At 46.7% G+C, this 26,712-nt stretch carries 33 protein-coding genes and 1 tRNA gene; 19 read left to right on the plus strand and 15 right to left on the minus strand.

What is annotated here, in order from left to right; all coding sequences use genetic code 11:
* Positions 1 to 18 precede the first annotated feature (18 nt).
* From LACZS1_RS13875 to LACZS1_RS13885, 3 genes are all read right to left on the minus strand, one after another.
* Positions 19 to 876, minus strand: a complete 858-nt coding sequence (locus LACZS1_RS13875) for an NAD(P)-dependent oxidoreductase (protein WP_306402874.1) — start codon at positions 874 to 876, stop codon at positions 19 to 21.
* A gap of 246 nt (positions 877 to 1,122) precedes the next feature.
* Entirely contained in the window at positions 1,123 to 1,521 is a 399-nt protein-coding gene (locus tag LACZS1_RS13880; RefSeq protein ID WP_070651664.1) for a hypothetical protein, read from the minus strand.
* Between the two features lie 212 nt (positions 1,522 to 1,733).
* A complete protein-coding gene (locus LACZS1_RS13885; RefSeq protein WP_070651666.1) occupies positions 1,734 to 2,663 on the minus strand; it encodes a DUF7916 family protein in 930 nt (309 codons plus the stop codon).
* 273 nt (positions 2,664 to 2,936) lie between these two features.
* Between LACZS1_RS13885 and LACZS1_RS13890 the strand changes: the two genes are divergently transcribed.
* Complete coding sequence (locus tag LACZS1_RS13890) at positions 2,937 to 3,191, plus strand: hypothetical protein (protein WP_070651668.1); 255 nt, start codon at positions 2,937 to 2,939, stop codon at positions 3,189 to 3,191.
* Between the two features lie 270 nt (positions 3,192 to 3,461).
* Here LACZS1_RS13890 and LACZS1_RS13895 read toward each other — a convergent pair whose 3' ends face one another.
* Positions 3,462 to 4,619, minus strand: a complete 1,158-nt coding sequence (locus tag LACZS1_RS13895) for a site-specific integrase (protein WP_306402875.1) — start codon at positions 4,617 to 4,619, stop codon at positions 3,462 to 3,464.
* Between the two features lie 125 nt (positions 4,620 to 4,744).
* The gene (locus LACZS1_RS13900; RefSeq protein WP_270766638.1) at positions 4,745 to 5,518 is read right to left on the minus strand and encodes a helix-turn-helix domain-containing protein; all 774 of its coding nucleotides are present in this window, start codon (positions 5,516 to 5,518) and stop codon (positions 4,745 to 4,747) included.
* Between the two features lie 152 nt (positions 5,519 to 5,670).
* Between LACZS1_RS13900 and LACZS1_RS13905 the strand changes: the two genes are divergently transcribed.
* From LACZS1_RS13905 to LACZS1_RS13985, 17 genes are all read left to right on the plus strand, one after another.
* A complete protein-coding gene (locus LACZS1_RS13905) occupies positions 5,671 to 5,949 on the plus strand; it encodes a helix-turn-helix domain-containing protein (RefSeq protein WP_010489235.1) in 279 nt (92 codons plus the stop codon).
* Between the two features lie 67 nt (positions 5,950 to 6,016).
* Complete coding sequence (locus LACZS1_RS13910) at positions 6,017 to 6,238, plus strand: hypothetical protein (RefSeq protein ID WP_306402876.1); 222 nt, start codon at positions 6,017 to 6,019, stop codon at positions 6,236 to 6,238.
* 110 nt (positions 6,239 to 6,348) lie between these two features.
* A complete protein-coding gene (locus tag LACZS1_RS13915; RefSeq protein ID WP_306402877.1) occupies positions 6,349 to 6,540 on the plus strand; it encodes a hypothetical protein in 192 nt (63 codons plus the stop codon).
* Between the two features lie 46 nt (positions 6,541 to 6,586).
* Positions 6,587 to 6,859: a hypothetical protein gene (locus LACZS1_RS13920; RefSeq protein ID WP_306402878.1), complete on the plus strand. Its 273-nt coding sequence runs from the start codon at positions 6,587 to 6,589 to the stop codon at positions 6,857 to 6,859.
* The gene (locus tag LACZS1_RS13925; RefSeq protein WP_005690510.1) at positions 6,856 to 7,044 is read left to right on the plus strand and encodes a hypothetical protein; all 189 of its coding nucleotides are present in this window, start codon (positions 6,856 to 6,858) and stop codon (positions 7,042 to 7,044) included. Before LACZS1_RS13920 ends, LACZS1_RS13925 begins: the two co-directional genes overlap by 4 nt.
* A complete protein-coding gene (locus tag LACZS1_RS13930; RefSeq protein ID WP_306402879.1) occupies positions 7,028 to 7,855 on the plus strand; it encodes a bifunctional DNA primase/polymerase in 828 nt (275 codons plus the stop codon). The genes LACZS1_RS13925 and LACZS1_RS13930 overlap by 17 nt, the downstream gene beginning before the upstream one ends.
* A complete protein-coding gene (locus tag LACZS1_RS13935; RefSeq protein WP_306402880.1) occupies positions 7,848 to 9,272 on the plus strand; it encodes a virulence-associated E family protein in 1,425 nt (474 codons plus the stop codon). Before LACZS1_RS13930 ends, LACZS1_RS13935 begins: the two co-directional genes overlap by 8 nt.
* 274 nt (positions 9,273 to 9,546) lie before the next feature.
* Positions 9,547 to 9,888 carry a hypothetical protein gene (locus LACZS1_RS13940; protein WP_306402881.1) on the plus strand — a complete coding sequence of 114 codons (342 nt, stop codon included), beginning with the start codon at positions 9,547 to 9,549 and terminating at the stop codon, positions 9,886 to 9,888.
* A gap of 14 nt (positions 9,889 to 9,902) precedes the next feature.
* Positions 9,903 to 10,238 carry a phage head closure protein gene (locus LACZS1_RS13945; protein ID WP_126353041.1) on the plus strand — a complete coding sequence of 112 codons (336 nt, stop codon included), beginning with the start codon at positions 9,903 to 9,905 and terminating at the stop codon, positions 10,236 to 10,238.
* A 4-nt stretch (positions 10,239 to 10,242) separates the two neighbouring features.
* Positions 10,243 to 10,428 (plus strand): hypothetical protein, encoded by a 186-nt coding sequence (locus LACZS1_RS13950; protein WP_306402882.1) that lies wholly within the window; start codon positions 10,243 to 10,245, stop codon positions 10,426 to 10,428.
* Positions 10,425 to 10,847: an HNH endonuclease signature motif containing protein gene (locus LACZS1_RS13955; RefSeq protein WP_260367041.1), complete on the plus strand. Its 423-nt coding sequence runs from the start codon at positions 10,425 to 10,427 to the stop codon at positions 10,845 to 10,847. The genes LACZS1_RS13950 and LACZS1_RS13955 overlap by 4 nt, the downstream gene beginning before the upstream one ends.
* 116 nt (positions 10,848 to 10,963) lie before the next feature.
* On the plus strand, positions 10,964 to 11,434 hold the full coding sequence (locus tag LACZS1_RS13960) for a phage terminase small subunit P27 family (RefSeq protein WP_306402883.1): 471 nt from the start codon (positions 10,964 to 10,966) through the stop codon (positions 11,432 to 11,434).
* Positions 11,431 to 13,134 carry a terminase large subunit gene (locus LACZS1_RS13965; RefSeq protein WP_306402884.1) on the plus strand — a complete coding sequence of 568 codons (1,704 nt, stop codon included), beginning with the start codon at positions 11,431 to 11,433 and terminating at the stop codon, positions 13,132 to 13,134. Before LACZS1_RS13960 ends, LACZS1_RS13965 begins: the two co-directional genes overlap by 4 nt.
* Entirely contained in the window at positions 13,100 to 13,279 is a 180-nt protein-coding gene (locus LACZS1_RS13970) for a hypothetical protein (RefSeq protein ID WP_003604811.1), read from the plus strand. Before LACZS1_RS13965 ends, LACZS1_RS13970 begins: the two co-directional genes overlap by 35 nt.
* Before the next feature lie 4 nt (positions 13,280 to 13,283).
* Positions 13,284 to 14,465 (plus strand): phage portal protein, encoded by a 1,182-nt coding sequence (locus tag LACZS1_RS13975; protein WP_306402885.1) that lies wholly within the window; start codon positions 13,284 to 13,286, stop codon positions 14,463 to 14,465.
* Positions 14,452 to 16,008: a phage major capsid protein gene (locus LACZS1_RS13980; protein WP_306402886.1), complete on the plus strand. Its 1,557-nt coding sequence runs from the start codon at positions 14,452 to 14,454 to the stop codon at positions 16,006 to 16,008. The genes LACZS1_RS13975 and LACZS1_RS13980 overlap by 14 nt, the downstream gene beginning before the upstream one ends.
* A gap of 55 nt (positions 16,009 to 16,063) precedes the next feature.
* Positions 16,064 to 16,357, plus strand: coding sequence for a head-tail connector protein (locus tag LACZS1_RS13985; RefSeq protein WP_003574397.1), 294 nt, complete (start codon positions 16,064 to 16,066; stop codon positions 16,355 to 16,357).
* 65 nt (positions 16,358 to 16,422) lie between these two features.
* Here LACZS1_RS13985 and LACZS1_RS13990 read toward each other — a convergent pair whose 3' ends face one another.
* From LACZS1_RS13990 to LACZS1_RS14010, 5 genes are all read right to left on the minus strand, one after another.
* Entirely contained in the window at positions 16,423 to 16,776 is a 354-nt protein-coding gene (locus tag LACZS1_RS13990) for a hypothetical protein (protein ID WP_306402887.1), read from the minus strand.
* A gap of 37 nt (positions 16,777 to 16,813) precedes the next feature.
* On the minus strand, positions 16,814 to 16,954 hold the full coding sequence (locus LACZS1_RS13995) for a hypothetical protein (protein WP_101512320.1): 141 nt from the start codon (positions 16,952 to 16,954) through the stop codon (positions 16,814 to 16,816).
* Between the two features lie 15 nt (positions 16,955 to 16,969).
* The gene (locus LACZS1_RS14000; RefSeq protein ID WP_003568375.1) at positions 16,970 to 17,218 is read right to left on the minus strand and encodes a GlsB/YeaQ/YmgE family stress response membrane protein; all 249 of its coding nucleotides are present in this window, start codon (positions 17,216 to 17,218) and stop codon (positions 16,970 to 16,972) included.
* Between the two features lie 249 nt (positions 17,219 to 17,467).
* Positions 17,468 to 17,540: transfer RNA gene (locus tag LACZS1_RS14005), tRNA-Lys, on the minus strand.
* 264 nt (positions 17,541 to 17,804) lie between these two features.
* On the minus strand, positions 17,805 to 18,725 hold the full coding sequence (locus LACZS1_RS14010) for a ribose-phosphate diphosphokinase (RefSeq protein WP_047106768.1): 921 nt from the start codon (positions 18,723 to 18,725) through the stop codon (positions 17,805 to 17,807).
* Positions 18,726 to 18,925: 200 nt separating this feature from the next.
* Here LACZS1_RS14010 and LACZS1_RS14015 point away from each other — a divergent pair, with 200 nt between their 5' ends.
* Complete coding sequence (locus LACZS1_RS14015) at positions 18,926 to 19,855, plus strand: alpha/beta hydrolase (protein WP_010490385.1); 930 nt, start codon at positions 18,926 to 18,928, stop codon at positions 19,853 to 19,855.
* 108 nt (positions 19,856 to 19,963) lie between these two features.
* Here LACZS1_RS14015 and LACZS1_RS14020 read toward each other — a convergent pair whose 3' ends face one another.
* The 5 genes from LACZS1_RS14020 to LACZS1_RS14040 all read right to left on the minus strand — a co-directional run bounded on the left by LACZS1_RS14020 (position 19,964) and on the right by LACZS1_RS14040 (position 26,557).
* Positions 19,964 to 20,917: an alpha/beta hydrolase gene (locus LACZS1_RS14020; RefSeq protein ID WP_070651075.1), complete on the minus strand. Its 954-nt coding sequence runs from the start codon at positions 20,915 to 20,917 to the stop codon at positions 19,964 to 19,966.
* Between the two features lie 120 nt (positions 20,918 to 21,037).
* Positions 21,038 to 22,192, minus strand: coding sequence for a mannitol-1-phosphate 5-dehydrogenase (locus LACZS1_RS14025; RefSeq protein WP_083311591.1), 1,155 nt, complete (start codon positions 22,190 to 22,192; stop codon positions 21,038 to 21,040).
* Positions 22,193 to 22,195: 3 nt separating this feature from the next.
* Positions 22,196 to 22,639: a PTS mannitol transporter subunit IIA gene (locus LACZS1_RS14030; protein WP_047106766.1), complete on the minus strand. Its 444-nt coding sequence runs from the start codon at positions 22,637 to 22,639 to the stop codon at positions 22,196 to 22,198.
* A gap of 4 nt (positions 22,640 to 22,643) precedes the next feature.
* Positions 22,644 to 24,701: a BglG family transcription antiterminator gene (locus LACZS1_RS14035; RefSeq protein ID WP_070651073.1), complete on the minus strand. Its 2,058-nt coding sequence runs from the start codon at positions 24,699 to 24,701 to the stop codon at positions 22,644 to 22,646.
* A gap of 35 nt (positions 24,702 to 24,736) precedes the next feature.
* Positions 24,737 to 26,557 carry a PTS mannitol transporter subunit IIBC gene (locus tag LACZS1_RS14040; protein WP_070651071.1) on the minus strand — a complete coding sequence of 607 codons (1,821 nt, stop codon included), beginning with the start codon at positions 26,555 to 26,557 and terminating at the stop codon, positions 24,737 to 24,739.
* Between the last annotated feature and the right edge of the window lie 155 nt (positions 26,558 to 26,712).

The following is a 26,712-nucleotide window of genomic DNA, read 5'->3' on the forward strand; positions in this document are numbered from 1 at the left end:
TTTTGTATCGTAGTGTTTTTATTTCTTCGAGGCGTCCGGCAACGCCGTCTTCTTGTTCGTGATATCAATAAACTGCGCTTCGCCGACGACAGAATCAACGGCTTTTTGCAGTCGCCGCATTGCTGCGCTGGCGATTGGTAAGTCGACAAAGTCCTTGGTCGCATTGTCCAGCTCGACTTCATCAGCTACGGAGTCTTTAAGCGGCCGCGGGTTGCTTTCGTCTAAAGCGCGAATGACGACTGGCTTAAGTGGGCCCATTTGTAATAAGTCCAAGGTCGTGGCGTAGTCAATGCCATACGCATCGGCAAGATCCAGCGTTTCGCGAATCCCTGCTTCTGCCGCCATAATCGCGACATTCGTAATCAGTTTAAGCTTGGCGCCATTACCTTGCTCGCCAACGTATTTAACGGTACCGAACGTTTTCAGGACCGGAAGCACCGCGTCGACCGCTTGCTTGTCTCCAGCCGCAATCAGGACCAAGCCAGCTTCACGGGCATATTTCACGCCGCCAATCATTGGCACGTCAAGGAGTTTAGTGTTTGCCGGCATGACTGCCTGAATGGCCGCAATCTTACGCGGATCCAGCGTAGACGTCACGATAAGCGTGCTGCCGGGCTGCAGATAGTGAACAATTCCGGGCTGCTCAGGGGTACCGATATGCAACGCTGGCACATCATCAGACATGACCGACGTGATCACGACTTTCGATGCGGTTACCGCGTCCTTCAACGATTTTGCCGCCGTCACGTGCTCTCCCGTCAAAGTTGCCATCTTGGCGGGCACTTTATCCCAGATCACCAGGTCATAACCGGCTTTTGCCAGATGCGGTACCATGTGACTCCTCATATCACCAACACCAATAAATGTTATTTTCATGTTTTTTCTTCCTTCCCGTTACAAAAGCATGCCGCACTGAAAACGGCATATAAAAAACACGGTCGTTTCTGACTAACTCAGACACCAAAAAAGCTTTTATCAACTGCTTGCGATTAAAATCAGTATTAATCCGCTCGCACGCCTTAACCTAGCATGATCACAAAATGATTTCAATAACAAAGCTCGCGGCTTCATGACGCTTAGTTGCCTTTTTCCAAACGCGCCTGTTATCGACGCATCCAAAAGTCATTCCGGCGCCGTGCCTGCAACACGCGTCAAGCTGACCGTCAAGACGTTATCGGCCGTCGTGTTGTAAGAGGCTAGAATACCCTTCACAATTCCTTTAGAAGGGCCATGAGTTCGCGTGGTCTCCTCGTAATTTTGGATCCACGTGCTGACAGCATCAAAGCCAAACTCGAAGCCTTCAAAAACCTGCATGTACGCCGAGGAACGCGGATTGGTGGTCACAATCGTAATCTTGGTCACGCGTCCGTTGGCGATCTGCATCGTCAGCTTAATCAAGCCGTCATCAAAAAACTTAACGGTCCCGTCTTTAGCCGCTGCCGGCAACCGATAATCAGCCAGACGCATATTGGCATTGTAAACACGCTGAACATATGCATAACTACCCAGATCTTCGTGCATTTTCTCACGGCCTTTCTGTCATCGCGGCAATCCAGCCTTCGCATTAGAGTGGCCGTCTTGCGTTACCTATAGTGTACAATTTAATGACAAAAAGAAGAATCAAACAGCTCGGCCAGCAGTATACTGTCGAAGATGTTGTCTCAATCCGCTTCGAACTTCCGGGCACAAAAGGCAGATGTTGCGTTTTTTCACGATAAAAAGGTTCGTCAACCCTAACGATTAATCGATCTTGCCATGCGTTGGATCGTGTGCCGTTCCCCGCGAATGGCCTTGCTGACGGCGTACAGATTGTCAACTGGCGACTCAAATCCCCACGCGGAATCGCCAACGTGTTGCATATCCACGCCGCAGATCTTATTACGAATAGCCATCTCCTGAAGCACACGGCTGCCGCTGCCTTCCTGACTCGTCCCGATCGCGCTCATGACCAAACCGCCAGCGCGATGAACCACCTGCACCACCGCCTTCAAAGCAGCCTCATCAAATCCCGGAATCGATCCAACGGCCGGCGCCAAAATAACATCAGCCCCTGCGTCGATAAATCCTTTCGCGGTTTCCTCGCTCATCAGCGGTTCATCGACGCCCGAGGCATGCATTTTTCCGGCAATGATCAAGCCGCTAAAGTACATTTTGGCCAAAGCAATACTGTGGGCGATCTCCGCATTCGTGACGCCGGTGCCCGGGTTACCGGTCAAAACCATAAACTGGAAGCTCATCTCCTCGGCCTTCTTGATAACCGCCTCGCTGGCTGTACACCCTGGCAAAATGGAAATTTGATTCTCCATCATGTTCGGATGGTCGCCAATCGGTTCGATGTTGATGCCAACTGGCCGCCCCACCAATTTCTGAAGCCGCGCAATGCTCGCCTTACCATCGTGCTTAGGTGCGCTATATAAATCGCGTTCACCGGGATAAAGTCCGAAGATTTTCGGATTGTACACATCGAGCCGATTACACAGAATCATATCCGCCCCAAACGCCGCGGCGATCTCGGCAGTGGTAATACTATCTAAATTCTCCTGCGTTACAATATTTTCGCTAACAATAATGCGCCCTTCACTCGCTTTAATACTTTCCTTAAGCTCCTGACCGTTAAATTGCATCACTTCACTGGTACTGGCACTCAAAAGTCGTTTAACCATTTTTCAATGACCTCCTGTTTAATCATTCCAAATTGACGTGAATGTTCTTCTTACTAAGCATTATACTTCGGCTGCAGGAGGTATAATAACCGGCAAAATTTACAAAAAACCATTTTGAAATTTTTAACACTTTAGGTTGGGATGTAAGGTTAATACTTTCCATTACGAAAAATTAGGTGTGATCGTGTACAATACAAGTAATACATCAATTCATATAAACTTAAAGACTATCGATATTGCTGCTATTGTTCTAAAGAGGCTGGGTGAAAGTGGATGAAATTTACAATCTCAATAAATGATTGGCTTTATCTTAAGGGGAAACTTGATAACGTTCTAGAAAAAATGCTTACGGCCTCAATAGAGAGTGATCGGGTCACAATGTCGTTGTGCTCAAAGTATGATTTTGACGATTTGGTTAATGCCTATGGCGGGATTATTCAAGATTCCATGGTTGATGAGGAGTTCGCCACTGATGATACTATTCGTCTCGAAAGAATCTGGGATAACCACTTTGTGCGTCGAAATTAGATTCAGTATTACTTTTTATGGTTGTCTCGGTCGTCTTTGGTTGTTTAAATGGTGGTTCCTTAATATTTTGTGGACAACTCTCCCATTCTTGAAAGTAACAAAAAACGCGGTTCACAAGCGTTTATTTAAGCTTGTGAACCGCGTTTTCGTTTATATTCTGGGTGGTCAGGGGAAACGTAACTATTTCACATGAAACGCCTTAACCATGCGCCCTAGAGCCGTTATCAACCAGCCTTAAAACCACCGTGGTTTTCTCTGTGGTTTTCTAATTCAATTTTGCATATATTTTGCAAGTGCAGCGGTGGCCTCTGATTCCTGCTTTGCACTGACGTGAGCATACACACCAAGCGTAATAGTCGGATCTGTGTGCCCTACCAGCTTTTGTACTGACGTAACAGGAACACCAGCAATCAGTAAATTAGATATAAAGCTATGCCTGAACCCGTGAATGGTTATTCTAGGTGTAAGTCCATTGTCATCTTGCAGCTTATGCAGTCGCTTAGACGGTGTATTTAATGACTGATACCCGTTTTTAGTATTAGTGAAAAGCAACTGATTAGGTTGCATCGTATTAATACCTAGCTGTAGGAATGTTTCCTGCTGTATTCTACGCCACCGTTTCAAGTATGCCATCGTTTGACCGTCTACCGGAATGGTGCGCCTTCCAGCGCGTGTCTTTGGTGCCTGAACGATCTGATGGCCTTTGTCACCCTGCGTTAGCGTTTTGTTCACTTTGATACTGTTTTCTTTGAAACTTACATCATTCCACGTCAACGCTAATAGTTCACCGCGACGAACGCCTGTAAAGGCTAAAACTCTAAACATAATGAAGATATCGAAGTGGTTCGCTTGGTCGATACAGGCAAAGAAGTGATTCATTTGTTCCTTAGTCCAAAAGTTTTCAGGCTTATCACCAGCCAGATCGTCATGGTGCGGTAAAACAACGGCTTTGGCGGGATTCTTACTCATATACCCTTGTCGGACTGCGTAGTCCATAACCGATGAAACATAGTTATACCAGCGCTTATAGTTAGCAGAGGTGAACTCAAACCACCTCTTAACAGCCTTCTGTACGTCCTTAGTGGTTATAGTAGCGATCCGCTTACCACCAAATGCCGGTAGGATGTGATTATTGAACATACCAGCAGTTCGAGCCCACGTTGATTCCCTTACTGTGTTAATGTAGTTTCCATACCACTCCTCATACACATCCCGAAAGAACACGGGCTTTGGTTTCTCTTCTTCTAAGTCACCGTTGCTGATTGCTAGCTCAAGTCTAGCTGCTGCAACAGTGGCTTCTTTTTTTGTCTTAAACCCTCGCCGCACCTTGTACTTCTTGTGGCCAGTCTGTGGATCATTACCAGCAAAGACCTGAACGCGCCAGAACTCTTTGCCGTCTTTCGTTGCGTACTTTTTAATTGATGCCATTTGCTTTCTCCTATCCGTCACGCTGGGCAGGCGGTGTTAGATTGGAGAGTTTTCGCCGAAAATGGCGAAAAGGTGGCGGCCTAAAATTCGGCCTTCAAATATTTAGAGCTGTATTTTTTTCAACGTTAGAACGGAAGTTTGTCTACCTTAATTTTAAGAGAAAGATCTCCATTCTTTTCTTTTGTGTATGCGTCATTAAATGACACACTAAACACGTATTTCAATCTATCCCAATCTGGATTGTATAAATTCACTGATATGAATTTATAAAAGAATTCACGAACGTTAGTAGAAATAGTGTTTTTAATGATTCGGCATATGGAGTTAGAAATTTGTGCTCTAAATGCTGGCGTGAGCTCATCCATCCACATTTTATTAAATCCATCATGCTCACTCTCAAAAGTTTTGGTGTCATCAGAATGTCCCAAGAGGACTTCAATCGGTATATTAACCGGCTCATTATCTGTAACGGAGCTATCAAACGTAGACCCTCCTTTTGTGGGTATTGTTACATCATCAGTTATTCTTACGGTCAGATCAAATGTTTTTTCATTTCTTCCTACAGCTTCATTTATCGAGCTTCTTTTTAAAAAAGCATCCATGTCGGACTTTTGTATGATCACTTTGTCTATAAGATCACCCTTTTCTCCCAATCCTGAGGATCTAATGCCCTCTTGATCAATAGAAAAAGTCAAATCAAAAGGCACAAAATCGAAAAGCTCTCCAGGGGTTACAGCCAAGTACTGGCACAAAGTGTTCATTGTATCAACCTGTATCCCCTTAAAATCGTTTTGACTCAAAGCTGTTAGCGTTGTTCTCGAAATGCCGGTATCTGTTGCAGTGCGAGATATTCTCAATTTCCGTTCAGCAAGCAATATGGCCAAATTTGACATTAACATAGTATTCCTCCCTATTTGAATTCATTGTACAACACTCTGAACAAATCTTGAACATTTAACTAGTTTTGATTGCAATATCAAGCACACGTGATATACTTGATTTGTTCAAATGTCTGAACATTTTATACTAATCAGAAGGAAGGCGTACAAATATGGCTTCAATGAAAGCAGAACTATTGTTGTCCGAGGACTTCGACAAGCAACTACAAGATCGTATTCATCAGGAAGTGATCCAAGCGGTTAGTAAGCTTGCACCACAACATGATGAGCCTAAAAAGCTGAACATCGGTCAAGCAGCGGTTTATGCCGGTGTGGCTCGTAACACACTGTTGTCTTGGACTAGAAAAGGTTTGCCGATGCAAGTGGTTGGTGGCGTTAAGCGGATCAATACCGCAGACATAGACGATTACATGAATAACCATGGCAAGTAATCACGCTGGGCAGGCGGAAAATTGTAAGCAACTTATGGCAGGCACATAAAGCCAGAGAGGAAACATTATGAATTTGTTTAGTAAAGAAGAGATAGCACTAGATCACGAGCTTGGAAATTTGATTGACGACATTCAGCTTAACGTTCATGGCATTGCAGAAGACAGTACTGTCACGGTTGATGGCAAGTATATTCCCAATAGCGAGTTGGCCGTTACGACTGCAAAAGAGCTGCTGCGGGTATCGGAGATCCTAAAGCTGTATGAAAACGAGGACGATGCCGATGAATAGCCTTATTACGTGGATATTTACCCATCCGACAGTTATACCCGTCATGCTGATGGTTTTCATGAACGGTGGCGTGCTGGGAGCGTTTATACAGTTTAGAAAGGACTATGACCATGGCAAAAATGATAAATAGCAAGTTCGGGTGGACGTGGCCGCAGTTTGTAAAGGCTGATGCTGATTGTGATCGGTATTGGCAAGCTCAAAAAGCCGAAAAACGTTCACTAATTGAGGCCACAAAAAAATCGCCAAGAGCGACAACTCAAGGCGAGAAGAAGACAAGCGAAAAAATCTATATCGACTTTTAGCTTGCCTCGATTCGATGTTTTTGTCAAGGAAAATGGAGGCATTAATATGAAGAATGTTTCAAATAGCACCAAAGCGCCTGATTTAGATATGGCGTCTTTGAACCTCAGCACTGCAAAAGGACTTCTAGAAGCCCTTCGTGATCAGTTAGATAGTATTGAAGAACTGGTTTGCTACTATAGAAAAAATCATACACAAACAGAGGCATTGCGACTCGCGTATGAGGCTAATCGATCATTTTATACATGGATGGCACTCCTGAGACCAATTCAAGAATACGTTGATAGCAGCTTGGCAACGATTGATGAGGCAGACAAATGATGAAGAAAGATTACTATACAACCGCACAGGCACTTTTGAGCGATACAAGTGCAATGGTGAATATCTTGCGACATCAGATCAACGATGAACAGCAATCAGCACTGGCCGACACAGTCGCTGACATGATTATTGATGCTCGCCGTCTACTTATGGAGGGAGATGCGGCCGATGGTAGACGTGCTTAAAGTAGCGCTTGGTTATCAGCAGCATAATTTCGCAGTCTATCCACTTGCGCCAGAGACACGAACACCACTTGCTGGTTCGCATGGGTACAAAGATGCCACCAAAGACCCAGAACAGGCCAAGAAATGGTGGGGCGAACATCCTAACTACAATATTGGCTTGGGACTTGATGGTGTGCTGGTGTTTGACATTGATATGGGGCATAAAAGCGAGGCTAATGGCAATGAGACGCTGGCTAAATTGAGCGCTGATGGTCGTGCTGATCAAATTCCATCTACCTATATAGAAACAACGCCAAACGGTGGACTCCATATCTTCTTCACCTATCCCAAGGAATTGAAGCTAACCAGTCGATCAGATCTGTTCTCTAAGAATGGCGAAAAAACCGGCCTCGACTATGTTGCGACTGGTGTACCAGTTTTCCCTAGCATTCGCGAGAATGGCATGTATCAGCCACTCAAAGGGCACAAGATCACCAAATTAGCACCAGCGCCTCAGTGGTTACTAGATGAAATCCAACGTGTCAACCACCCTAACCCAGTGTTTGGTGGATCAACAGTTTATCGAGGCAAACGATGGACAGGAAAGCTGCTAGATGAAATAGTGAACGGCACTAGTACCGGCAATCGCAATGACTTTCTGACCAAGATTGCTGGCAAAATGTTTTTCACTGGTGCAGAACCGCAGACAGTATATAACCTGCTGTTTACAACTAATGATAACTATCTAGATACACCCCTGGCAGAAGCCGAAGTTAATAAGATTTTCAAGTCAGTATTGAAAGCCGAAGAGAGGAGGCGTGCGGTTGGTTAAAGCGATGCCCGAAGATATTAAGCAAGAAGCCAATAAAGTGGTCAACGTTGATTTTACAGGCCAAGAGCAATGGCGCAATGACCTTAAACTTGACGGCAATGGTGGCATTAGAAAAGACTCAGTCGTTAATATTCAACTGTTACTTGATAATGATCCAGTCTTCGCCAATGTCGTTGCTTGGGACGACTTTTCAGAGATGCTTATCAAGACAAAAGGCGTTAAAGGATTGCCGATTCGTAAGGGTTTCTGGACTGATGAAGATGACGCTGTCGTCAGATCATATATGGAGCGTAAGCATAATCTCTTGTTTAGCAAGCAGAATGAGCAAGATGCCATGGTTGTTGTTGGCAAGGAACATTCAATTAATCCGGTTAAAGACTGGATCGAAGCTGAACAATGGGACGGTACCCCTAGAGCAGAACGTTACTTCATCGACTATCTAGGTGCCGAGGACAATGAATATACCCGTGCCGTTACTCGTAAATGGTTAGCTGGGGCTGTAAAACGCGTCTATCAGCCCGGTTGCAAGTTTGAAATCGTTCCAATTCTTGAAGGTAAACAAGGACTTGGCAAGAGTACGGCTGCTCGTAACTTATTCCCGAAAAAGTTCAGCGATTCATTAAAATCAATGGGCAAAACGGACGAAGATTATAAGAAGCTGCAAGGTAACTGGATCATGGAACTAGGCGAGCTTTCCGCTATGAAAAAGACCGAGATTGAATCAGCTAAGAGCTTCGTCAGCGCCCAGTCTGATTCATACCGAGGGAGTTACAGCCATTATGTTTACCCACATTTACGCAAGTGCGTGTTCATTGGCAGCACTAATCAACAGGACTACTTGAAGGACGCAACTGGTGAGCGGCGTTTCTTCCCTATCAAATGCGGTGTTACAAAGCCCACAAAGACCGTATGGCGCAATGAAGAAAGCGTACCGAAGATTGACCACGATATCCATCAGATACTGGCAGAGGTCAAAACATGGGTGGATGCAGGTGAGAGTGTCTTTGCTGATGATAAGCTGATGCAACTGGCTAAACCATATCAACAAGAAGCTGAGACCGTTGATCCTATGAAAGAGGCCATCGAAGACTTCCTCAACATGAAAGTACCATCAAATTGGGAAAAGCTGTCATTGAGCCTGAAGGCCAGCTTCTTTCACACTCATATTGACCATAACGGCGAGGTGGCCACTTGGTTACAACAGCACTTGGATGCTGGAGAATTACAACCACTGAAACAAACCACGACCAGAGAGATCATGGAAGTGGTGTTCGACAAATCAGTTGACCGTTATTTGATGGGTCGTACTGGATCGGAAGCAAAACGTATCAAGCTCATCATGGATAACATGGATGGGTGGGATCGTGAACGAGTGCGAATCAATGGTCAGCGTTCAAGAGGATACGTCAGGAAGTAAAGTGTTTGTTTTTCTACTGTCCCACCTGTCCCAGTGCTACAAATGCCTGTATATCAACGTTTTATTGGGACAAGTCACCTGTCCCAGTGCTGTCCCAACGTGTCCCACTACTGTCCCAAGTCCTAATTTGGACATGTGCGGGACAGCTCGGGACATATGTGGGACATGTCTGCTGTCCCAGACAAACTCCTATAAATCAACGTTTATAAGCCCGGGACACGTGGGACACTTAAAAAACAAACAAATTTAAAACTACTTACAAGGAGAAATTGAAATGGCAAAAACAGCATATCGCAAAGCAGCACTTGTAGACGTTAAACACGATCGAGACAAATGGGCTGAACTTGGGGCGCTTGTAAAAGAACGCTACTTAGTTCGTAGCATGACACCAAAAGATTGGTTCATCATTGTTAAGCAACGTGAAGGCTATGAAATTGAAGTATATCCAACGTTTGAAATGTCAGATGGTTTTCAATTCTCACACGTTAATCTATTGACACGATCTTCATATGGAAGCATTAGCCACATTGCATACCATGAACTTTGCTCCTCAGCAAGTGACACTATTAGTTCAATTGACCGCATGATTGATCTTGTCAAGGATAAGAGATATTAAGGAGCGTTAATCACATGAAGAACTATTCAATTGCCCGCCTGAATAAGGTGGCTGAAATCGGCAAGACAGTTAGTCGCAGGACTGGCGCAGGTATTAACATCTCTACATTTACGCCGACTGGCACCCTGTTCTATGGGTCATATAACCGCACTGTTACACAGACATACCAGATCACGGGCACAGACCTAGCGGACACTATATCGATCGTAGTACGCCACACTGACGCGATAGATGACAGCACACAGGTAAAACTCAATGGCACCTTGTACGCGATTCAGTCTATTGCCTACGATGATGATCCCAATGCATTCGATGTTGTGACACTAAAGAAGACAACCAAAGGAGCTTAGAACGATGAAAGAATTTGAGTACACTGGTATCAGTACAACGGTCAATCATGCAGTGGCAATATTTATGCTGCTACACAAGCACGATATAGAGCGCTTCGTTGTCTACAACGCACCTGATGACATGCTGACTGTCCGGATCCTATATCGAGACAATAAGCACAACCCAGAAACGGCAGGCGTGTTGGCGTGATTATGAAGCTGTGTAACCATGCTGGGTGCAACACTATGGTGCCGTTCAATCAACGGTACTGTGATAAACACCAGCCAGAACCACGAGCGTCCGACAACGAACGCTATGCATATCGCAAAGCAATCGGTGGTCGTTACTTTAAGTTCTACAAGTCCAAAGCGTGGCGCAAGCTGTCTTACTCGTATCGTCTAGCACATCCACTGTGTGAACGATGCCAAGCAAAGGGGTTATACGTGCAAGCTGACGTGGTAGATCATATTGTGCCGATACGTGTGGACTGGAACCGCAGACTGGACGAGAGCAACTTACAAAGTCTGTGTAATGCCTGCCACGGAACCAAAACGAAAGTAGAAGACGCGGCACGCTACCCCCACATAAATACGGGGGCTAGGTCATCTAGTCTTGGGAACCAAGCATAGGAGTTTCGTTGTTGAAAATCCGTGATAACCGTAATATATCATGGGTATTTGGTACTATGTGTTATAATTAAGTTAGATAAGTCTAATAGTAAATATAATGAAAGGACGTGATCGAGATGGGAGCACCACTGAAATCTATTACGCAAATGCGCGGCGCAATGAGCAAAAAGAAGCTTGCAGACCGGCGCGAAATGGAAGAATCACTATTCACCTATCAAGAATTAGTTGACCAGCCCCCCGCATGGCTTGATGACTATGCAGTGACTGAATGGCAGCGTATTGTGCCATTGCTCAAAAAAGACATTCCAGTTAGTGAACTAGATGCTGCTCTGATTGCCAGTCATTGCCAAGCCTATTCTGACATTCAGAAAGCTGCCAAGCTGGTTCAAGAACAAGGCATGATGGTTGACACCGCCGATAGTGTGAAAGCTAACCCAGCAGTCAAAATGAAACTTGATGCCACTAATCAGATGATCCGCATTGATGACTTGCTTGGCTTGTCAGTCTACAGTCGGGCAAAGCTGGCAGTGAAGAATGAGACTAAGAAGAAGCCTTACGATCCGTTCGCGGATCTGATGTCATCATGAACTATGCGACTGAATACACAGACAAGGTACTAAGCGGTGAGATTGTTGCTTGTAAAAAGATTAAGCAAGCAGCGAGACGTTATCGCAGAGACTTGAAAGCCAGCAAGCGCAAAAAGAATCCGTGGCCGTATTACTTTGATGAGGACTTTGCCAACAAAGCCATTGAGTTTATCGAACTGATGCCGGCACGTGATGGGTCACCACTCAAACTAGAACTTTTCCAAAAATACTTGGTATCAGAGCTGTTCGGTTGGAGAGACAAGGCAACCGGCAATCGTCGTTATGATCGAGCCTATATATCGATGGCTAGAAAGAACGGTAAATCGTACCTAATGGCCTGCCTCGGCGCGTTGTATCTCCTCATGGAGAACAAGCCAGCCATGAACCGAGAGATCGTCTATACAGCCAACGCATTCGATCAAGCACACTTAGCATTCGATATGTTGTCTAGCGGCTTACGTCAAGTTTGGAAAGTTTCTACCTCTGTGCGAGAACGTTTGAAGATTAACCGCAACGAGATCATTGACTTGCCGAGCAACAGCAGAGCCTTTCCGATTGCGTCTAATCTGCACAGCCTAGATGGCATGCAGAGCGATTTGGCCGTGATCGATGAGCTCGCCTTGGCTCGTAATGATGAGATTCTGCGAACACTCAAATCAGGCCAGATCAACAGCGACAACAGTTTACTAGCCGTCATCTCGACCACGGGGCCAGACCTGAATGGCCCTATGTATAAAGAATATAAATTTGTCTCCAAAGTCTTAACCGGTCGCGAACAAGCAGATCGGTATTTTATTGCCATATTCGAAAGTGACAACCGGGATGAAGCCTTTGCGCCAGAGACTTGGGAGAAGTCAAATCCACTACTGGCTAATGCTGAAAGAGCGAAGACAATGCGGCCTAGCTTGCAAGCTGATGTTGATCTAGCAGCCAAGCAAGGAACCCTAAGGCCAGTTCTCGTCAAGAACTTCAACATGTGGCAATCAGCTAGAGCAGACAGTTACATCAGTCTGGACGACTGGGAGAAAGCCACTATCGAGCCACCAGACACCAGAGACAAGGACGTGTATATCGGGCTTGACCTTTCCAAGTCTAGCGACCTGACTAGTATCTCGTGGCTGGTTCCAGAAGATGGCTACCTGTATGCCGACAGCCACTCATTCGTGGGAACGAAGTACGGACTGGAAGAAAAGATAAAGCGTGACGGGTTCGATTACATCAGTGGTGCCAGTCGTGGCGAATGTAGCATTACCAAACTTGATAGCGGCATGATCGACTATGACGAAGTTTTGCGCTTCATTCTCGACCTGATCGAACGGAACCAGTGGAACGTGCGCGCCATCTGTTACGATCCATGGTCGTTTAATTACCTACTGCCAGAGTTTGAAAAACGAGATATGCCAATGGTCGAAGTTCGCCAAGGTAGGCTCACATTGTCAATACCAACGGTGCGGTTCCGTGATGATCTCTTTAACGGCCTCATCAAGCATGCAGACAACCAACTACTGGCCTATGCGGTGAACAACGCTATTCTGAAATACGATTCCAACAACAACCCACTGATCGATAAGGCTCACAACGCTACGAAGATCGATCCAATAGCCGCACTAATGAATGCTTACACAATTGCAATGAATCAAAGCAAGGAAAGCGAGGTAGCAGACAATGACTTTTATTCGAGCGATGACTTTAGTTTTTAATGTGCAGACCGTTCTGTTACTACTGGGACTGATCTGTATGGTTGTCGGTATCTGGTGGCTGTTCGGGTTTGGTGTTGGTATGTTAGCAGTCGGCACGGCTCTGATCTCCGTCGCAGTCATTATCAACTTCAACAAAGGGAGGTGAAACAATGAGCTTTTTCACGAATGACACAACACAACCACGCGATGACAACAGCGACCCGTTCTTAGATGCGCTTGTCAGCATGACCAGTAATGACAGCGGCTTATATGTGGGAATTGGTGCTTTACGTAATTCGGACGTGTTTACGGCCGTGCGCGTGATTGCCAGTGATCTTGCAACCAATCCGATTGAGTACAGTGACAAGCGCATCAGCGTGCTCCTTAACAAAGCACCCAATGACCACATGACCGCGTGGGCATTCAAGTTTGCCCTAGCTGCTAACATGCTGCTGAATGGTAACAGCTTTGCACGGGTTACCAAAAATCCTAGCGGACAAGTCACTGGATTCGAGTTAGTCCCCAACAGCCAAATGGTGGTTAAGCAAGATAATGCAACCGGCATTATCAGCTACGAATACACGTCTGACAGTGGCCGCTCACAGCGTTTAAATGCCAGCGAGGTATTACACTTCAAGTGCTTCACACAAGACGGTTACAAAGGACTATCGCCACTGTATAGCCTCCGTGATGAGGTTGGGGTACAAAAGTCTGGGCATGCGTTGCTGAAAGGTTTCTTTAACTCCGGTGTCCAAGGGACAGGCATTCTTAAGGTCAACAAGACCCAGTTAGACACCAAGGCCAAAGAAAACATCCGCAATAAATTTGAAGCTGCCAACAGTGGTGATAATGCCCTCAAGACCATCATTCTAGACAATGATATGGATTACAAGCAACTCCAAGTTAATACTGACGTGCTGAATCTAGTCAATTCTAGCGATTGGACAACGAAACAGATTGCCAAAGCGTTCGGGTTACCACTGGATCGGCTGGGTATCGAAAGCGAGCACTCTAATGCCATACAGTCGAATTTGGTTTATCTGCAAAACACACTGATCCAGTATTTTACCTGCTTCACAAGTGAGATGGACGCTAAACTTTCGACTGGCGATAATCGATTCAGTTTCAACACTGACAAGCTGTTCAGTGCAGACCCAGCAACGATGCAAGAACTAGCAGTTAAGGGGCTGCAAGGCGGTATTCTGACCACTAATGAAGCACGAGCTAGGTTAAACCTACCCCCAGTTACCGGTGGAGATGATATTATGGCCAGTCTGAACTACACGCCACTAAGCAACCTTGTCACTTATCAAGATAAACAGAAAGGAAGTACGTCTAATGAATCAAGATGACGTAGAAAAGCGCCTGAATCCTGACGCTGATCTAACTGCCGCTGATCCTACCACAGCAGACGACAGTCAAGACCAAGACAATCCAGACACACAGCAACAGAACGACACCACTAGCGGTCCAAAGAAACTAAGTGGTTATGCAGTAGTTTTCAATAGCCCGAGTAAAGACCTAGGTGGCTTTAAAGAAGTCGTTGACCCACACGCGTTCGACAATGTGGACTTGTCAGACGTCTATATGGTTTCTAACCATGATTTTAGCCAAGTCTTAGCCAGCACCAAGGCTGGCACCTTGACCTTAAACGTGGATGATAAAGGCTTGCAATTTGAAGCAACCTTACCCGATACGACCACAGCCAACGATGCCTATAACAACGTCCAAGCTGGTAATCTGTCAGCCATGAGTTTTACTTTCAATGCTGCGCCAGACGGTGACACATTCACTAAAGACGACAGCGGGCAAGTTATCCGTACCATCAAGCAAGTAAAGAGCTTGTTTGACGTCTCACTGGTAGCTATTCCAGCGTATGACGATACCAACGTCCAAGTGGACAAACGCAGCTACACTGAGTGGCTAAAAACTAATACTGAACAACCAGAAAAAGGAGATAAAACCATGACTGAAAAGACAATTATCGACAACAAAGAACATACCGAATCTCGCGCTTACGAAGACTACATCCGCAGCATGGGTGAACAACGTGACGGCTTAACGACAACCACTGCCGGTGCAGTCGTTCCTAAAGAAGTCATCGAAGACGTATTCGATCTAAAAGAATCTGATTACGATCTGGCTAAATACGTCACGGTTAAGCAGGTCGGTACCCCAGTCGGCACATATCCGATTGCCCTCACTAACAATGGTATCTTAGCCACCAAGGCAGAACTCGCAGACATTCCAGAGATCGATTCAACTATATTCCGCGGTGTTGACTATAAGGTTGCTACCCGTGCTGGCAAGATCTATCTGTCTAATGAACTGGTAGAAGACAGTGAAGTTGATATTGTTGCCGAGGTTAAGAATCAACTCAAGAAGCTGGTACAAAACACGGACAATAGCAACATTATCAGCGTTCTGACTGGCAAGACGGGAACCAACGATAACTTCAAGCACATCACGGGTACTGGTCTCGATGACATCAAGCAAACCTTCAATATTGAGTTAGATCCAGCACTGTCTCTGTCCGTCATCGTCAATCAGGACGCATTTAACTACCTTGATACCCTGAAAGACAGCGAAGGCCGATACTTGTTACAACCTTCAATCACGGCACCATCAGGCAAGCAACTGTTCGGGGCACCAGTGATCGTCATTTCTAATAAGGTGCTTCCTACTGATAAGGCTGGCACCTATCGGATCATCATTGGTGACTTTGCTCAAGCAATCTTCTTAGCCCAAAAGAACGAAGTCAACACTCAATGGGAACGGTTCGATAGCTATTCTCAGGGACTGGCCGTGGTCATCCGCAACGACTATGAAGTGGTTGATCCAGACGCTGCTCGAATTGTTGACATCACACCGGTAGCAGCCACGCCAAAAGCATAATTTAGTGGGGGGTGTGCCTTAGGGTACGCCCCTATTTTTATAAGGAGATGAGCACATGACTGTAACTACTAATGACATTAAAAATAGCCTGCGTGTGCAAACTAATACTGATGATAGTTTGATCAGCAACTACCTGACAGCGGCGCAAGACTATGTTCACAATGCCGTTGACAGCACAGCGGCAATTGATGAGTTACAAGCGTACTCGCAGTTTGATATTGCCGTGGCCATGTTGACCGAATTCTGGTATCAGAATCGTGGAGCAGTTACCACAGCAAGCCAAGAGCCACCTTATTCAGTGGTTAGCATGATCCAGCAGTTAAGAGGACTGTTTACGGAAAACGTATAGTATCAATAGCCAAAAGGTTATGATATAATTAAGACAGTCCTAGGCGATAAGCGGGTAGATCCGTTTTAACCGACGCACGGCATAGCTAACCGGTGGCGCATTTTATAGACCAGGTTACTTTTTGCCTCGCTGAAATCCAGGCAGTACAGTATCATCATTACACTAACCTCTTTGGTCATAAAAATAGCCAGTTTCTTGTTTAGCAGATCGTTCTGCTTTGGAAGCTGACTACGTGACTTGTCGTTTTCAATTGGCGGGCAGAGATGCCCGTTTTTTGTGTGCTGAAAAAGTTTTAAGCGGCTCAAACCCACTTTTAATACGGCGCTGGCAGACGCGTTCTGACACAAATTCAACGACTGTTCCTTGAGGTACGGTCGTGGCTGAACTAGACAACGAATATCAGAACCAGTTACTGGCACAAAAATAGCCACCTCATAATGAAGTGGCTATTTTGTGTTAGTCATGTAGCTTTTCTTGTAGTTTATCTCCAGCACTATCAATGCCCTTAGCTGCGAAGACTGTACCTGCAACTAAAACACCGCCAACGATGAGAGTACTAGCAACCATAAACTTAAATGCAGCTTTTAAAGCGTCCATAAAGATGGCCTCCTATCAGTCTTTTGATCTGCCAACAAAAAAGGAGACTACGGCAACAACAATAATTGCGCCGATAATTGACGGAATTAAAGCCATTCCTGCCAGTTGTGGCCCCCAATGGCCTAAAAGCCCTTCACCAATAGCAGAACCTACTAACCCTGCGATGATATTAGCAAACCAGCCCATCGATTTGCCCTTGCTAGTGATAGCACCAGCAATTGCACCAATAATAGCACCAACAATTAAAGCCCAAAGAAAATGCATGATAATTCCTCCTTTTTGGTTATATTGTCTCTATAGACGAACACAGTATAACATACAGTAGCAACAAGAGATAATAAAATAGCCGCCCATAATGGACGGCCACCGCCTGCCTAGCAGAAATGAATTCCGTGGTTTTCTCGTGGTTTTCTTTTATTGATAATCAATGACAACCAATGACAATCTGGTTAAAATAAAAACCAGTAACGACGCTGTTTTGACAACGTTTGCTACTGGTTGATAACGCTATTCTGGGTGGTCAGGGGATCGAACCCTGGACCCACGGATTAAGAGTCCGTTGCTCTGCCAGCTGAGCTAACCACCCATTGACTTATGCCTGTCGCGCTTCACGACTTAAATATAATATCATGTACCCCTTACTGGCGCAAGTGTTTTACAAACTTTTTTGAAGGAAAATTGCTTTAATGCCTGTTTCTCCGGCCGCAATAGTCCCCATTCTGTGGCTGCAGCACCTTTTTGCGCTTCCTAGTTGTCGATTAACCCTAAATCGTCAAAAACTAACGCTTGCACAAAAAAATCGGTCTCAGCAAGACGGGACGCATCTCCTGAAACCGATAGCTTAGCCTTTTTAAAACAAAACATGAATCGACTGATTACTATTAATCAACTTAATCGCCTTGCCCAGCATTGGCCCGACGGAAACTTGGGCGAGTCCTTCGAATTGGTGCTTGGGGTCGAGTTGAATCGTGTCGGTGATGACGACCTTTTTCAAGCCGAGGTGTTTGATTCGGTCGACCGCGCCGCGTGAGAAGACGCCATGGGTTGCGGCGGCGTAGATGTCGAGGGCGCCGGCTTCGCTTAAAGCCTTGTAGGAGTCAACGATCCGGTCACCGGTGTCGATCAGGTCATCAATGATGATGGCGTGCATGCCTTCAACATTCCCGATGACGCCGATGTGATCCTGATCCCGCTTGTCCACGATGGCGATGGGCGTATGTAACTCTTCTGCTAACGCCCGCGCTTGCTTGGTGCCGCTGTGATCTGGTGCAATGACCACAACATTGTCGCCGAGATTCAGCTTCTTGAAGTAGTCTCCGATCAACCGGTGGGCCTTGAGATGGTCAACCGGAATATCAAAGAACCCTTGAATCTGGTCGGCATGCAATTCGACTGCCACAATGCGATCGACGCCATCCATTTCCAGCATGTTAGCGACTAATTTGGCAGTGATCGGTTCCCGTGATCGCGCTTTACGATCAGCACGCGCGTATCCATAATATGAAATGACCACGTTAATATGGTGTGCACTGGCGCGGCGCAAAGCGTCAACCATGATCATGAGTTCCATAAAGTTCTCATTAACCGGATCAGAGACTGACTGGATCACATAAACATCAGCACCACGAACACTTTCCGGCAATTCGATCTGAATTTCACCATCGGCAAAGTGATTAACGCTCGCGGGCGACAGCGGTAATCCAACTTCTTCCGCAATCTTTTCAGCTAATGGACGATTACCATTGAGACTGAACAACTTTAATTCGTGCATCGATTTCTCCCTTGTTCATATTTAACGGTCTGCACCGTCATTATACGAGAAAAAACAAGAAATTGCGACTGGTTATCTAATGAGTTAAAGTGATAGCAGAACATTTGCAGATTCATAAGCAAGGCTTCAGCCAACGTTAGCTTTAGCATTTGCCATGCTTTGATCCAACTGCAAGACTTGGAAATGGAGGCCTCTTTATCATGAAACAAAGCCATTTGATCGGCCTTGCAACCCCGTTGTTATTGTCAGCGGGCACCTTAGCAACTGCTGAGCGTTTTTATCAATATGCATTTCGCCGAATTAATTATATTCCGGACGCACGCAGCTCCATGCAAAAATACGCCCCGTTATATTACAGTCACGTCCATTGGGTTGAAAGTCAGCGCCATATCGAAGCCTGGCACATGACGGCCCCGGACAACCAGCGTCTCGAAGCACTCTGGCTACCACATCCCGGCAGTAAAAAGGCCGTCATTATCGGTCACGGGTACAAGGGCACCGGCATCACCATGAGTAACTTTGCCCACATGTTTTACGATCTAGGCTTCAACGTTTTGTTGCCGGATGATCGCGGCCATGGCGAGTCAGATGGCGAATACATCAGTTTTGGCTGGTTGGATCGGCTTGACTACCTCGGCTGGCTGCAACGCATTCTCGACCGCTTGGGCAATGACGCGAAGTTACTGCTGTTTGGCACCAGCATGGGCGGCGCAACCGTTTCGTTAGTCGCCAGCGAGCCTAGCCTGCCTAAGCAAGTCAAGGCCGTGATTGAAGATTGCGGCTACACGGATGTCGAAACCGAGTTAGCGTATTTGCTCAAAAAGCAGTTCCACTTACCACCGATGCCGTTGGTTCCGTTGGCAAGCTTTATCAATTACCGACGGCTGGGCTATCCCCTGCGCGTTGTGAATGTTCGCCAAGCGTTGACGCACAATCATCTGCCGCTTTTCGTCATTCATGGCGCTAATGATGTTTACGTGCCAACCGAAATGGGCCGTCAGAATTATGCTGCCTCAGCTGGCCCCAAAGCGTTGTGGATCGTTCCCGGCGCTGCACATGCGGAAAGCTACTGGGTCAATCCGGCGGCGTATCAGGCGCACGTCAAGCGGTTCTTGGATATTTTCTTTTAGAGCCCATTCAATCAATCTGCGCAGCAAAAAACGCTTGGATGCCGTAATCTCATCCAAGCGTTTTTTCGTGGCTATTGGCCAGTGATTCACCAATTCGCTAAACGTTACCTAATCAAATTCGTTTTCCTCGGCTTCATCATGTTGCTTGCTCAGGTCATCAAAAGCCCGCAACATTGCCAGGTTTGTTTCAATGCTTTCCGGCCATTCCCAGTGCTGGACATTGAAGACGTGCTTGAGGTGCGGTCCAGCACTGGCAGGCCATAGCTTGGTCGTGTAGGTGACTTTATTGGCATCGAAGACTTGCAGCAAGGCCTGACTTTGTAAGTAAAAACTATCATTTTGGCCGCCGATGAGCATGAATGGCGGCAAGTCCAAGCCCTTAACTACTTGCGAGAAATTCAAATGTGCCGCTAATGCCTGATCACCGCCGCTGAGCTTATCCAGATAAAACGACGCCATCTCACTCATATCACCGGCCGCTTCTGGCAGTTTACTTGGCTCAGCCACGGGGCAGACCAAAGCCACCATGGTGAAGTTAAAATTAACCCGGCTAACCCCGAAGAGTTCTTGCAGCTCCTCGCTTTGCTGAATGCAGGCAACTAAGGACGCTAGATGGCCGCCTGCCGAGTCGCCGGTCAAGAGGACATGGTCAAGGTCAAACCCGCGCTGAGGGCCATAATGTGACAACCAGCGCAGACTTGAAAAGATGTCTTGAATCTGACCGCGAACATCAACATCCGGCAATAGCCGATAACCCATTCCCATCACGGCGTAACCCTGACTCGCCAAGTAACGACAATAGTTTTGGTTGAGGTTCCGATCGCCATAAAACCAGCCGCCGCCATGCACATCAATCACAGTTGGCAATGTCGCATTCCGCCGTTTCGCCGGATAATACAGATTCAGCGTCTGCTGGGGATCAGCCGAATTCTCATACCGATATTCCGTCTCCCAGTGAACATTTTCGGGCACCCGCTCTTCGGCATACCGCGCCTTGTCCCGCGCACCGGTTTGTGCCCAGACTGCTTGAATCTTCGCCAACATTGCATCTTCATCAGCCATACAAGATTGCCTCCTATTTCTTTTCGTCACCATCGCATTAAAAAGGTTATTCCCATATTAACGCAAAAAGGCTGTCAGTGACGCACCTGACAACCTAATCGTTTATTTTCATTGTAATTTTTAACGATCCTTCGACTTAACGCTGGCTTCGACTTCATCAATTAAAGCCGCATCTTTCAAGCCGGTGACCGCTTTAATCACGTCAACCAGTGGCTGATCTTTCAGCATTGCCTGAAGTTTAACTGCTTCAGCATCATTTGGTTCAACGTAATGGAACATCATGCCAACAGTGTCCATCAAAACGCTGTAGCCCAAGCCGCGTTCTTTTAATTCACGAATCGGCCGGATGAAACGTTCGTTGTAACCCAATTTGCGAATCGGCGTGCGGGCAACCCGGGAAATATCATCGGAAATGTAGGGATTCTGGAACCGTTGCAGCACCCGATTTTGATAAGTCTCGAGGTCTTTTTCGTTAAAGTTCTTGAACTCAGCGAGCAACAATGACCGGGTTTCGGCCAGTGCGCCTTTTGCCTGATTGAAGACTTTCGGATCCTTGATTGCTTCGCCAATGGTGGTGTAACCCAGATACTTGCCGGTGTAAGCCGTTGTGGCGTGACCGGTGTTGACCGAGAATAGTTTCCGTTCGATGTAAGGTTCCAGATCCGGAACATAATCAACGGTTTTTAGCTTCAGATCCTTGTTCTTCATCTGGCTTTCGTCAACAACCCATTCTTTGAAGTCTTCGACACTGACCGCCAGCGGATCGTCATGCTTTTGTTGCGGCACAATGCGGTCGACCGCCGCATTCGGGAAGCCAATATACGTATCGGTAAAGGTTTTGCCGGCGTCATCGAGATGTTCATATACGCTCTTTTTAAGGGCCTGAGAACCGCCAATCATGTTTTCACACGCAATCACGTCTAGCGGTTGATGGTTGTTGGCCGCAGCACGCGCCTGCAGCCCTTGCGCAATGAGCGGCGCAATGATTGGCAGAATCTTCGGGCCAATGGCAGTGGTCACCAAATCTGCCTGGGCGATTGCCTTCACAACTGCCTCAGGATCCTTGGCATTGTTCAAACCATCAACATTGTCCACGTGAATCTTTTTCTCGCCTGGGGCCGCCAGCGTAATTGTATATTCACCACGCTGATTCAACGCATTGATAATCGTCTCGTTAACATCGACAAAATTGATCTTGAAGCCATTCGCGGCAAGTGTTTCACCGATGAACCCGCGACCAATATTACCTGCACCAAAATGTACTGCTTCCATCATAATTTATTCAACTTCCTTCAGTAAATTGACGATTTCTTCCGGCGTTTGTGCGTCGGCTAATTTCTGGACATTCTCCACATCACTGCAATACAGCGCAATCTGCGACAAGAGTTTGAGATGTTCACCGTTTAATCCGGCAATGCCGAACACCACCGTGACCAAGTTCTCATCAGCCGGATCTTCTGACCAATCAACACCCCATGGATATTGAACCACCGAGATCCCGGTTTTTTTAATATATTTCATGCCTGCTTCAGTGCCATGGGGAATCGCAATAAAGTTGCCCATGTATACCGAAACGTCACGATTACGATCAATCATTGAATCAATATAAGCCGGTTCAACATTGCCATTGTCGACTAGGAGTTGGCCGGCCTGACGAATGGCTTCGTCCCTGGTCTTTGCTTCCTGACCAAGCTTGATCGTGTTTACGTCGAGTCCTTTCATCATGTCACCTTCGATCAATTTTTTGGATTTCGTGCATAAAGACTTCTGTCATTACTTGATATAACTGGCTATAGTTGCCTTTTTCAAAAAGCCGTAAGTCAGCTGGCGAGGCGACTAGCTTGGCGCTAACCGCACTCAAAAGCGTTAATGTTTCCTGTGAAACAGGATTCGGAGTTAGCAGTAACAGGACGCGCTGTAACTGGATTGTCCCCATGTCCATCGCCGGTAATGGTAACGGACTAGTGAGATCAAAGACACCGATGTACGGGGTGGTGACCCCGTGGCTGCTGGTGTGAATCATTGCCAGCCCAGTGTCCGGAATACCGACAGGGGCCAACTCCAGCCGCTTTAACAAAGCTTCTTTAACCACCGGTGCTTCGGCAACAACGGTCGGTAACCGGCTGAGTATCGCGTCAATCGCCGCCGCAATCGTTGTGACTGGCGCCGTCATGTCAGTTACGGCAAAGTGTTGCAATAAACCATCTGCCGCCATCACCATTGTTTTCAGACTTTCAAACGCCGTGACCGTCTGATCCAGCGACGGTTGGTTCGCCGGTCGCACCTGTTTAGGCGTGGCCTTTTGGACTAACCGGCGAATTTCGGCCATTTCTTCGCGCCCCAAGATCGGGGTAATCACCAGATATTGGTGTTTGAAGCCCGGTAACGGCATGGTTGCCAAAACCAAATCGTAATGTTCGAGTTGCTGCTTAGGTAAATCGCTGACCTGAATGATTTTGATCTTGCGAATCTCAGGCACCTGGACCCGTAATTTCCCGGCGATCAAACTGCCGGTTCCGGGACCATCACTTGTGATCAGCAACACCGCAACTGGTGCATCGGTTCGCGTATGGTCTAAAACCGAAGCAAAGTACAAAACCAGATAACCTAATGCATTACCGGTAAAGGCGCCGCGTCCGAAAACGTCATCGGCCGCTTGTTGAACGGCCTGATAAAGTTCCGGATAGTCATCACGCAAATGGGCAAGCACCGGATTCGTCATCGTGACTCCTGGCAGCCAATCGCCACCAGTTGTCCGCTGAACATGGGCAAGCAGCGAGGAATAAAGTTGCGTATTTCCGGAAAATTTCCCGGGAAATTTCCGCGCCACTTCGCGTATTAATTCTTGAACTTCCAGGTTGATGGTTAAATCGAATGGATCAACCTGTTCGCCAGCCAAGCCGCCGCGAATGTTACTGAGTTCAACCGCCAGAAACTGATAGTCGCCAACGCGCACTTTTTCCCGGATGGTCGGATCCATTTCAGCCAAAAACTGAAGCGCCAGTTGTTGATCCTGAAACAGCCGTTCCTGGTCAAAATGGGGTTGGGCCTTCACATGATGATCTTCGCGCAACCGATGCGTGTTAACGGCAACGGTGAGTAACACTGCTTTGCGTTGATTGTCACTCAGGTCAGCTAACGCCTTGATTCGAGATAATGCGGTATTAGCCGCTAGTAGCTCTTCTTGCGGTAACCGTTTGACGAAGTAATCTGTCACCGGATCAAAGGTTTGCCGCGGATCATTTAGGAAACGAAAGAACACATACGGGTTAATTTCGGCATTCAAGACACCGACAAGCACCCGCCGAATATCGCCTTCCTGCCCTTCAATCCAGATACCGGCAGCTTTTTGGCGATTCAACTTGAGATGATATTCATTGAGTGCCGGTTCCAGAATATCAAGGTCTTGTTTAATGGTGGTCACGCTGACATCCACATCGGTTGCTAAGGCCGTCATGGTTTTGGGTGCGCCCGCATTCAGCAGCATTAGGATCAAGGCACTCTGCCGCTGACTGGGATCGAACGTCAGGTTTTGTTGTTGCTGGGCCAACGTCTCCGACAATTTTGCCAGATCCGTTGTCGCGCCCTTTAACCGGTAGGAACTGCCATCACCTTTGTCGAGCTGTAAGTTCAAGGCAGTAATATCATGTTCCAGTTGCGAAAGTTCACGGTAAATGGTCCGGCGGCTGACACCCAGCTGTCGTTGCAGCTCGTCACGGCTCACACCGGCGGGCTGACTCATCATCAGTTTGATCATTTCCTGTTCACGATTCGTTAGTAACATGTTTTTCGCCCCAGACGGCCGCAACTCGACCTCGCCTATTTCATTTTATCAATAAGTTTATCATAGTTCGTTGCGTTCAAAAGACCATCGACGGTATAGACTTGGACATTGGCAAATTGCAATTTAACACGGCGTGCCGTTTCCTTTGATGCGATAATCAACACGTTGTCTTTGTCCTCAATCTCGCCGATCGCGACATTGCGTACCTTGACATCCTTGTTGAGTTTCCGCAATTCGGAACGGAAAGTTGCCTGTGCCATCGTCGCAGAGCCGATGTTTTGATCATGATGCAGGAAGTCAACTTCCGTAATCTTATCAAAATCAATCTCGTTCAATTCGTCTTCCGGTGTATCCTGTTGCGCTTTCGGCGCTTCTGCAGTGGCTGTTTCGTCCGTACCGCCAACTGCTTCTGCTTTCAGACTGGCAATGATTTCATCGTACTTCGGACTATTCAGGAAGTTTTCAACCGCAACGTGAGCAGCACCCGGCGTCTGTTTCTTGGCACGATCCGCCAGTTCGTCTTGGGTCACAACCAACAGTCCCGGCTTGTCTTGCAAATTACTGATCGCCGTGTTGGTAACTGAAAGATCCAATCCAGCCTTCTTGACTTTATCACGCAGAATCGAAGCCCCCATTGCGCTTGAACCCATGCCGGCATCGCAAGCAAAGATGATTTGTTTGATGCCCTTAGCCTGATTCATCACGTCTTTGGCGGCTTCGACATTTTGTCCTTTGGCTTCAGCCTTCATAGACTTCATCTTGGCTTCGCTTTCAGCCAGTTCATCGCCGGTCGTGCTCTTGTCTCGGCGTAAGATGACTGCTGAGATAAGGAAGGAAACAGTCGTGGCTCCGGCAACACCGATGAGCAAGCCGAGATAGTTCCAAATGTTAACAGGCGACATAGCGAATAAGGATAAGATTGAACCAGGTGAAGGTGAACTCTTCAAACCTACATTAAAGATAGAGAACAATGTGGTTCCGGTAACACCACCAGCCATAACCGACAGGAACAACGCTGGCTTCATCAACACATATGGGAAGTAAATTTCATGAATACCGCCGAAGAAATGAATGATGATCGCCGATGGAGCAGATCCTTTAGCAGTCCCTTTACCAAATAACGCAAAGGCTAGCAAAACCCCAAGCCCTGGTCCCGGATCTGGTTCGAGCAAGAACAAGATCGACTTACCATGGGCAGCGGCCGCTTGAATGCCAAGCGGTGTTAAAATGCCCTGATTAATCGCATTATTTAGGAACAAGATCTTCGCTGGCTCAATGAAGATATTCGCTAACCAAATCAATCCATGGCTGATGATCCAGTCAACACCGGCAGCCATAACATTAGTTAGACCAGAAATAATGGGGCCAATCAGAAGAAATCCGACAATAGTTAGCAACATGCCGATAATGCCAGCACTGAAGTTGTTAACCAGCATTTCAAAGCCTTGTCTGATTTTGTCTTGGACCCTATCGTCCCATTTTTTAATACACCAGCCTGCCAGTGGACCCATCACCATTGCACCAATAAACATTGGCACATTGGTTCCGACAATAACCCCCATTGTGGCGATCATGCCAACAACGCCACCACGATGCCCATGCACCATGGAACCGCCAGAATAAGCAATTAATAGTGGCAGCAAATAGGTAACCATTGGCGTAATCATCTTTGCTAGGTTAGCGTTTGGATACCAGCCACCTTTAACAAAGATGGTTGTAATAAGGCCCCAAGCAATAAAGGCACCGATGTTTGGCAACACCATGCCGGAAAGCTTGGTCCCGAATGATTGCATACCGGCCTTCAGATTGAATTTCTTCTTCTCCGCTACCGGCGTGTTTGCTGATTTAGCTTCCAAAGCAAACACACTCCTTTCCCTTGTTTACGGAGATTATTGTAACCGCTTCATGTAATCGCTGACAAAAGCTACTTTGGCACAGTTGGCTGTGCCAAATATTCACCCCAAGCCTTTTCCAACATTTATTTGCCAAAACAGCGCCAAATAGACGATAA

The organism is Lacticaseibacillus zeae subsp. silagei (assembly GCF_030770335.1).
GTDB classification, from domain to species: Bacteria; Bacillota; Bacilli; order Lactobacillales; family Lactobacillaceae; genus Lacticaseibacillus; species Lacticaseibacillus zeae.

Excerpts from the sequence above, each read along its gene's own strand:
- LACZS1_RS13875 (WP_306402874.1), bottom strand. The coding sequence starts at position 876 with ATGAAAATAACATTTATTGGTGTTGGTGATATGAGGAGTCACATGGTA.
- LACZS1_RS13880 (WP_070651664.1), bottom strand. The coding sequence starts at position 1,521 with ATGCACGAAGATCTGGGTAGTTATGCATATGTTCAGCGTGTTTACAAT.
- LACZS1_RS13885 (WP_070651666.1), bottom strand. The coding sequence starts at position 2,663 with ATGGTTAAACGACTTTTGAGTGCCAGTACCAGTGAAGTGATGCAATTT.
- LACZS1_RS13890 (WP_070651668.1), top strand. The coding sequence starts at position 2,937 with ATGAAATTTACAATCTCAATAAATGATTGGCTTTATCTTAAGGGGAAA.
- LACZS1_RS13895 (WP_306402875.1), bottom strand. The coding sequence starts at position 4,619 with ATGGCATCAATTAAAAAGTACGCAACGAAAGACGGCAAAGAGTTCTGG.
- LACZS1_RS13900 (WP_270766638.1), bottom strand. The coding sequence starts at position 5,518 with ATGTTAATGTCAAATTTGGCCATATTGCTTGCTGAACGGAAATTGAGA.
- LACZS1_RS13905 (WP_010489235.1), top strand. The coding sequence starts at position 5,671 with ATGGCTTCAATGAAAGCAGAACTATTGTTGTCCGAGGACTTCGACAAG.
- LACZS1_RS13910 (WP_306402876.1), top strand. The coding sequence starts at position 6,017 with ATGAATTTGTTTAGTAAAGAAGAGATAGCACTAGATCACGAGCTTGGA.
- LACZS1_RS13915 (WP_306402877.1), top strand. The coding sequence starts at position 6,349 with ATGGCAAAAATGATAAATAGCAAGTTCGGGTGGACGTGGCCGCAGTTT.
- LACZS1_RS13920 (WP_306402878.1), top strand. The coding sequence starts at position 6,587 with ATGAAGAATGTTTCAAATAGCACCAAAGCGCCTGATTTAGATATGGCG.
- LACZS1_RS13925 (WP_005690510.1), top strand. The coding sequence starts at position 6,856 with ATGATGAAGAAAGATTACTATACAACCGCACAGGCACTTTTGAGCGAT.
- LACZS1_RS13930 (WP_306402879.1), top strand. The coding sequence starts at position 7,028 with ATGGTAGACGTGCTTAAAGTAGCGCTTGGTTATCAGCAGCATAATTTC.
- LACZS1_RS13940 (WP_306402881.1), top strand. The coding sequence starts at position 9,547 with ATGGCAAAAACAGCATATCGCAAAGCAGCACTTGTAGACGTTAAACAC.
- LACZS1_RS13945 (WP_126353041.1), top strand. The coding sequence starts at position 9,903 with ATGAAGAACTATTCAATTGCCCGCCTGAATAAGGTGGCTGAAATCGGC.
- LACZS1_RS13950 (WP_306402882.1), top strand. The coding sequence starts at position 10,243 with ATGAAAGAATTTGAGTACACTGGTATCAGTACAACGGTCAATCATGCA.
- LACZS1_RS13960 (WP_306402883.1), top strand. The coding sequence starts at position 10,964 with ATGGGAGCACCACTGAAATCTATTACGCAAATGCGCGGCGCAATGAGC.
- LACZS1_RS13965 (WP_306402884.1), top strand. The coding sequence starts at position 11,431 with ATGAACTATGCGACTGAATACACAGACAAGGTACTAAGCGGTGAGATT.
- LACZS1_RS13970 (WP_003604811.1), top strand. The coding sequence starts at position 13,100 with ATGACTTTTATTCGAGCGATGACTTTAGTTTTTAATGTGCAGACCGTT.
- LACZS1_RS13975 (WP_306402885.1), top strand. The coding sequence starts at position 13,284 with ATGAGCTTTTTCACGAATGACACAACACAACCACGCGATGACAACAGC.
- LACZS1_RS13980 (WP_306402886.1), top strand. The coding sequence starts at position 14,452 with ATGAATCAAGATGACGTAGAAAAGCGCCTGAATCCTGACGCTGATCTA.
- LACZS1_RS13985 (WP_003574397.1), top strand. The coding sequence starts at position 16,064 with ATGACTGTAACTACTAATGACATTAAAAATAGCCTGCGTGTGCAAACT.
- LACZS1_RS13995 (WP_101512320.1), bottom strand. The coding sequence starts at position 16,954 with ATGGACGCTTTAAAAGCTGCATTTAAGTTTATGGTTGCTAGTACTCTC.
- LACZS1_RS14000 (WP_003568375.1), bottom strand. The coding sequence starts at position 17,218 with ATGCATTTTCTTTGGGCTTTAATTGTTGGTGCTATTATTGGTGCAATT.
- LACZS1_RS14010 (WP_047106768.1), bottom strand. The coding sequence starts at position 18,725 with ATGCACGAATTAAAGTTGTTCAGTCTCAATGGTAATCGTCCATTAGCT.
- LACZS1_RS14015 (WP_010490385.1), top strand. The coding sequence starts at position 18,926 with ATGAAACAAAGCCATTTGATCGGCCTTGCAACCCCGTTGTTATTGTCA.
- LACZS1_RS14020 (WP_070651075.1), bottom strand. The coding sequence starts at position 20,917 with ATGGCTGATGAAGATGCAATGTTGGCGAAGATTCAAGCAGTCTGGGCA.
- LACZS1_RS14025 (WP_083311591.1), bottom strand. The coding sequence starts at position 22,192 with ATGATGGAAGCAGTACATTTTGGTGCAGGTAATATTGGTCGCGGGTTC.
- LACZS1_RS14030 (WP_047106766.1), bottom strand. The coding sequence starts at position 22,639 with ATGAAAGGACTCGACGTAAACACGATCAAGCTTGGTCAGGAAGCAAAG.
- LACZS1_RS14035 (WP_070651073.1), bottom strand. The coding sequence starts at position 24,701 with ATGTTACTAACGAATCGTGAACAGGAAATGATCAAACTGATGATGAGT.